This is a genomic window from Paraglaciecola sp., from assembly GCF_039964565.1.
GTDB lineage: Bacteria > Pseudomonadota > Gammaproteobacteria > Enterobacterales > Alteromonadaceae > Paraglaciecola.
Genome location: NZ_JBDVXF010000036.1, coordinates 1 through 6,950, shown reverse-complemented (window position 1 = coordinate 6,950; position 6,950 = coordinate 1). Strand labels below are relative to the sequence as shown.

Sequence of the window (6,950 nt, the reverse complement as noted above, 5' to 3'; positions counted from 1 at the left end):
AGGCGTAGAAATGGTAATGCCTGGTGACAACTTGAAATTCAAAGTTGAGCTAATTCACCCAATCGCGATGGACGAAGGTTTACGCTTCGCAATCCGTGAAGGTGGCCGTACTGTAGGTGCTGGCGTAGTAGCTAAAATCCTATAAGTAACAAGCTTACTTATCCAAAGAAGGTCACTTAGGTGGCCTTTTTTTATGGGGGCGATTTTAAATCGGCAATTGGGTGACGAATAAAAAGTAGGCTTTTAGGCCTACTTTTTGGATAGTGCAATAAAGATTTTAATTACATTGCCCCTTATTGGTTTCATCAGCAGTCACTAAAAAGGGGAAGAGTAACGTACCAGCTAATTCCAACGCTTGTTGTGTTGGCACATTTTCGGCCCCAATCACTTCTAGACTGTAATCACCAAACACAAATATTTGAAGTAACAAGAAGGCTTTGCCGTCATCATTGAGCACTATGGTATGTATACTTCTATTGCCTTCTGGTGTGGTTACTTCTAGGGTTAAGGCAATATCGGTGAACTCCGATTTTTCCAGTAGGTCAGCAAATAATACCCACTCCAGAATACTGGGGGAGCTTTGACCATGATCGGTATGGTTAACACAGTTTAAATAATTGTGAGAAAAACTAATTTGTTCTGGTAGAGCAAATTTTTCTTCAGTAGCAATAGTGTAGCCCAGTCGTTTATGTTCGCTGTCGGTAAATTCGACACGCAATGTCTCCTCAGGTACCGCACCCTCTATCGCAATGGTAACAATCAGTTCGTCTGGGATAGGGTTGTCGCTAAAGACTCGGATCCCGCCGGGTAGCTCTTCCACTTGCAATCCGTCTGCTAGGCCTTCGGGGAAGGTGACACTTGTCCAGCGAGGTTTTTGTAAACCAAAAATAAACTCAAAATCATAAATTTGGCCAACTAAATCGTCTGGTAGGTCGATTAGTACATCATGCTCCCCTTCGCCTGCGGTATCAAATACGCTATTAGTCGCAAAACGTCTAGTCTGTTCATGCACATGGACATTTTTCGTGGCTTTTTGTTCTTCCGCTAGCTTGTCGTCGGCGGCAGTCGCTGCATCAGCTGCAGCGTTCCAGCTATCGGTATCTATGCCGACTAAGTTGTCTAAAAATGCCATTTCGTCGGTGGCAAAATATTGGCCATCTGCGTCTTTTCTATTAAAGTGCTTAGTGTCTTCTCCAGAGCCTGTGTAGATGTTCTCTACTAAGTCTTTTACATTTGGTACAAATCCGCCACTGAAGCAAGAGACCATTTCCATCATGATATGTACACCATTGTCAGACAAGGGCTTAAGCAACTCACGAAAGGCATCATCCCAAAGCACTTCATTACCCCAAAGGTTGATGCCTTCGTGGAAGGCTATTTGGTCTTCCTTATCACCATCTAAATTCCAGTCGACACCGCCGTCAATGATATCAATGAAATAGTCACCGTTAATATCGCGGCCCATTTCTTGCCATGATTCGCCAACTAAGCGTTCTGCTACATATCGCTCACCGTCCCAGCGGAGTCGCACATCGTTTTTTCCATCACCATCGGTATCCCAACCGTTACTATAATAGACTCTATCGCCAAGCGTGCGGTCGATTAACCAAGAAACCGGAATACCCCAATCACTATCAGTGGTATCACCGTCACCGTTTATATCTACACCGCCTAACTCGGTTTCACTTACTATATTGTCGCCATTAGAATTTTCACCTAGATATATCCATTGCTCTCCATTCCACCTATAAACAAAGACATTACCTGTTTCGTCTTTCTTAATGAGCCAAGTTTGTTCTTGAAACACAAAGGAGTCAGAGATAACTCGGGTTTTAGCCCTTGCATCAAACGTAAAAGTATTTTCATCATGCAATTTACCATTGTTGGCTTCGTCTCCCGAAAAAGCAGGACGTGCACCTACATAGCCTTGCTGTTGGTTATTGCCTATGCCGTGGTCGGTAACAAAAATAGTGAGGGTGCAACTGCCGGGCATATCATTGGCGAGCTTTTCAAAGTGAGTTTTAATCGTTTCATTAGTGGTTTTTTGGTCAACTATATTGCTACCGTTAACTGATATCTCGCCACCATCGTTATAAAACACTTCTATTTGCTCATCTGTAAACCCTAAGTCTTTCATTTTATTAAACTTGGCGACCACATTGTTTTCATAACGTTTGTGATTGTTGGACTTATCAACCCCCCCACTGATGATCACAGCACGATCACAATCCTGTGCTTGTGTGCCGGTTAATTGGGTTTTAAATTGAGGCTTCGGTAATGTGGCAAATAAGTCGCTTTCCGGGTAATTATGCTGTAAGCCGGATGTTTTTGGTGAATTTTCAGGCGATAACTCAGATTTTAAGAAGATATTGTCCCATGAATTATTTTGCTCAAAGGGTTTAAGCAATGAATACTTTTCAACTGTAATTAAAGGTGTTGGTTGTATAGACATTTCGCCGGATTCTGTGGCGTAATCTTTAATTTCACCGTACACCATAATCATATCACCTTGCCAAGAATCAGGCGGCAACACCCCATCAAGGCGTAAAAAAGTATGATGCGGAAATGCTTCATCGACTTCTAAGCGCAGCATGTTATCCACTAAAAATGCGTCACCATCTTCATTGATATCGGTGTTGCCGAAGTAACCCATCACCCAGACTTTGTCGCCTAAACGCTGCTGATATTCAAAATACAATTCATTGATCAAAAGTGAATCTTCTAACAATGCTGTGGCTACTTCATTGCCTTTCACTGGGTTAACTACAACTTCTGTTGTGGCAGTAGCTGTTGCACCATCATTGTCGCTAATGGTGACTTGAAACGTGAGGGTTTCTAAAGCGTTTAAGGTTGGTGAGGTAAAGGTTGGTGAAACTACAGAGTTATCAGATAGGGCTACTGCAGTACCTGCACTTTGGCTCCATTGATAGCTTACGATAGTGCCATCAGAATCGTTACTTGCGCTGGCATCTAAAGTGACTAACACCGCTTTATCGACACTTTGATTACTACCTGCATTGGCAATAGGGGGAATATTGCTATTTTCAGGGGCGGAGCTGTCGTTATCACTGCCCCCACAGGCTAATAAAGAAATAAAAAAGGCGATAACGACTAGCCTAGTGAGTAGATGTTTTTTAGCTTTCATGAAATCCTTCCAAACAAGCCTTAACTTGAAATTAATTAAGCGCCACATGGCCATTCCAGATGGCCCTTAAAGATATAAGTCAGCTTGATGGATTTGTTTTTGAAAGCTTTTGAAAAGTTGTGAAAGTAATTTAAATCAATTGCTTACACTAATTGTTAGCAGTAGTTTTAGGCTCGTTTTCAAAAAATGGTAAAACTAGTTGGTAAAGTTTTTTGGCTTCGACTGCGACCCCCTGACCTTGGTATTGCTCTATGATGTTCTGCTGAGTTTGGGTAAGCACTATGGTGTAAAACAAAAACGGGGTGTGGTTATTTTTCTCCCGTAGAGCTTTAAGCAAGTTGAGCCCCGCTAATACTTCGCCATCGCGGCCCATATCAGAGATAATGACCCCAAATTCATACAGCTCAAGGCTGGTGAGTGCTTCCTCAGTGCTAACAACTTGATAAACAGTGATGTGATGCTTTTCCAAAAAACGTTTTTCAGTGAGATTGTTCTGAGGGTTATCGTCTACCCATAGAAGACGTCCGATCGAATTTACTGGTTCACTTTTTTGTAATGGTTGCGGCTGATTGCTAACTAAATGCCAAACTACGCCACATATCAATATTAGACCCGTAAATAGTGACCATTTCCCTCGAGTGCTTACCAAAAATGGTTGGTCAGGAGTATGTTTAATTTTTGTTGGCACTGGTTGCGGTTCTATTTTTAAAATTTGGTCTCCTAGGTGGCTAGCTAAGCGGTATCCGCGACCATGTAAGGTTTGAATTACTTCTTGCTGATAACCATTTTGTTTAAAAAGTTGTCGTGCGTCTGATACTAATTTAGAAATAGACCAATCAGACACCACAGTATCAGGCCAGAGTGCTTCAATAAGTTGACTTTTGCTGCAATGATTGGGGTAATGATTGACTAGCTCAATGAACAAGTCAGGCAAGCGTTGGTCTGCCTTCACTACTTTTTTGTGAATGCTTAGTTGTTTACTAAGAGTATTGATTTCAAAACAAGCAATTTGATATATCATATTATTTAACGCTTAAGGGATAACACCATCATAGCTGTAAATTTTAATCAGATCTAATGCACTACCAAGCATATGATTAGATGTCGAGTTGTTGACCAACAGTTAGTTTTTTTAAGTGACCGTCTCATTTTCATATGCTTTTTGTGTTTTTGGCAAAGGTTAATAGGTGAAGCGATACAAAGGTGCAAGGTAGTTAGCCATTTTATAAAGGCTTAAACAAATTTTAGACCCAGAAGAGAAGCACCGCTTCTAAGTGTCAATTAATCGTCTTATTAGGAAGGTAAACATGCAATATAGCGTGCTAGGCAGTAGTGGGGTAAAAGTCTCGAGAGTGTGCTTAGGTAGTATGACTTGGGGATTACAAAATTCGCAAATAGAAGCAAATGAACAAATCGAATACGCTTTAAACCAAGGCGTCAATTTTATTGATACAGCTGAACTATACCCAGTTCCACCTTCTGGGGATAAATATGGTGGAACTGAAACCATAATTGGAAACTGGCTCGCACAGAATCCAACTCGACGTAAGGATTTAATACTCGCCAGCAAAATAGTGGGTCCTGGATTGTCTTACATTCGTGGTGGCGCAAAAATTACAGGTGAAAGTGTTATTGAAGCGGTTGATGCTTCACTAAAGCGCTTACAAACTAGTTATATCGACCTTTTCCAATTGCATTGGCCAAACCGCCTTTCTCCGCATTTTGCCAAACATTGGCCGGGGAAAGTCAAGTTTTCTAGCGTTGAAACCGAACATGAAACCAACGGTATGCTGGAGATCTTACAAGCGCTTGATAGCTGCGTGAAAGCTGGAAAAATTCGTTTTTGTGGTTTATCAAATGAAACACCTTGGGGCATAAATGCTTATCTAAAGTTAAGCCAACAATATGCCTTACCTAGAATGGTATCGGTTCAAAACGAATTCAGTTTGTTACATGCCAAAGATTGGCCGTATTTAATTGAGAATTGTGTCCGTGAAGACTTAGCCTACTTACCTTGGTCTCCATTAGCGGGCGGGGTATTAAGTGGCAAGTATTTACAAGGTAACTTGCCCAAAGGCAGCCGTTGGACCTTTGAGCAAAGAAATGGGATCTTTCGAGATACACCGGCAACTCATGCGGCTACTGCTAAGTATGTAGATTTAGCGAAAACTCATAACGTCACTCCATCACAACTCGCTTTGGCTTGGTGTGATCAAGTGGATGGCGTCACCTCAACAATTATAGGTGCAACTAACATGGCGCAATTAAAAGAAAACATTGCCGCTTTTAGTAACCCATTGTCACACGACCTTATCTCCTCAATTGGGCAAGTGTTTAGAGAATACCCTGTTCCATTTTAAACTTTATACCTATAACACCCGTTCTGATTAATACTCGAATTCTGAAGTGTTATAGGTAACTTTCCATGGTCAAGCTGTCGCTATGGACAATTACAAATTGATGCAAGTGATCGCTTTGTAATACGGTTGAACTATTTTATTCTAATCCTACAAACAGTAACAAAAGAAGACATCTCTAATTATGATTTTTAAAAACAACCCCTTTGTTTTTGCTACCGCTTTATTTGCTCTGTTGTCGTTTAATGTACAAAGCACAATAGTCGAAATTCGAACATCACTTGGTGTGGTTGAGGTGAATTTATTTGATAATACCACCCCTGCCACGGTCGATAATTTTCTAAGCTACGTTAACTCTGGAGCCTACTTTAATAACGTAGTGCATAGATCTGTAGGTGGGTTTATCGTGCAAGCAGGTGGCTACCAATACAATGGGCCAATCACCGGTAGTTTCGCCCTCGATGAAATCGAGAAAGGTAGTTCCGTTGTCAACGAACCCAAGTTGTCTAACGTACGCGGTACAATTGCTATGGCGAAATTAAGCAATCAAGCAAATAGCGCGACTTCAGAATGGTTCATTAATTTATCAGATAACAGCGCAAACTTAGACTTACAAAACAGCGGCTTTACGGTATTTGGCCAAGTAACTGAGGAAGGAATGCAAATAATTGATGCCATTGCCGACCTAAGTTTGATGAATGCTGGTGGTGCTTTTAGCGATTTACCTATACGCAATTATACCCAAGAAGATGTCGATAATGATGAACCTATTACTGATGAGAATTTGGTTATCATTTCGGACGTAGTTGTCATTGATTCAGACGTTGCTACGGCTGCTAACCTTAATCCTGCTACTAATACTCTAATCACTGCGTCTAATGGTGGTGGTGATTCGGGGTCTGGTGGTGGTGCTTTTGGCTGGTTATTGTTGCTAGGTGGTCTGGCAATGGTTTATAGAAATAGACAACTGAAGTCGTAATTAACGCGCTTATTATTCACGCTTAATATGTCGCAGCGAAAGTTGCAGCGAAAAGAGCGCTGCATTCATCGTTTCTCGGGCAGTCTAACTGCCCTTTTAAGGCCTCTAGCAACGTTATAAACTAATTTACCTAAGTAGGTAATAGATTGTTTTATGACGTGTCTACCGTTCTTTAGAGGGCGCTATAACGTCCACCACTTTTTGTTCAATCCTTATATCGCTTCAGAAATAAATTCCCGTAACGATAAGTACTGCAGTCACTTAATAGCAATCTCATTAAAGAAGTGGTCATTTCTTTAATGGAATTGCTATAAGAAACGTTTTGGATTTATACCAATCCATCCTAACAATTGATCGCTCAGCGAGGTTTAAAATCACCTAATCAAGGCGTTCGAATGAAGCAATAGTTATTCTATTGTAAGTTCGAGCAACGCAGAGTAGGTGCTTTTAAACCTCGCCCAAAGGGAGA

The 6,950-nt window shown here is 41.2% G+C and carries 4 protein-coding genes and 1 pseudogene; 3 read left to right on the top strand and 2 right to left on the bottom strand.

Features of this window, described 5'->3' with window-relative positions:
* Positions 1–145: pseudogene (tuf, locus tag ABJK37_RS16565) on the top strand (elongation factor Tu); the annotation flags it as partial.
* A 132-nt stretch (positions 146–277) separates the two neighbouring features.
* Here tuf and ABJK37_RS16560 read toward each other — a convergent pair.
* Both ABJK37_RS16560 and ABJK37_RS16555 read right to left on the bottom strand, forming a co-directional pair.
* Positions 278–3,145 carry a PKD domain-containing protein gene (locus ABJK37_RS16560; RefSeq protein ID WP_348356310.1) on the bottom strand — a complete coding sequence of 956 codons (2,868 nt, stop codon included), beginning with the start codon at positions 3,143–3,145 and terminating at the stop codon, positions 278–280.
* Positions 3,146–3,293: 148 nt separating this feature from the next.
* Entirely contained in the window at positions 3,294–4,166 is an 873-nt protein-coding gene (locus tag ABJK37_RS16555) for a winged helix-turn-helix domain-containing protein (RefSeq protein WP_348356308.1), read from the bottom strand.
* 286 nt (positions 4,167–4,452) lie between these two features.
* Here ABJK37_RS16555 and ABJK37_RS16550 point away from each other — a divergent pair, with 286 nt between their 5' ends.
* Both ABJK37_RS16550 and ABJK37_RS16545 read left to right on the top strand, forming a co-directional pair.
* Positions 4,453–5,505, top strand: a complete 1,053-nt coding sequence (locus ABJK37_RS16550; RefSeq protein ID WP_348356306.1) for an aldo/keto reductase — start codon at positions 4,453–4,455, stop codon at positions 5,503–5,505.
* A 181-nt stretch (positions 5,506–5,686) separates the two neighbouring features.
* A complete protein-coding gene (locus tag ABJK37_RS16545; protein WP_348356304.1) occupies positions 5,687–6,481 on the top strand; it encodes a peptidylprolyl isomerase in 795 nt (264 codons plus the stop codon).
* Positions 6,482–6,950 lie beyond the last annotated feature (469 nt).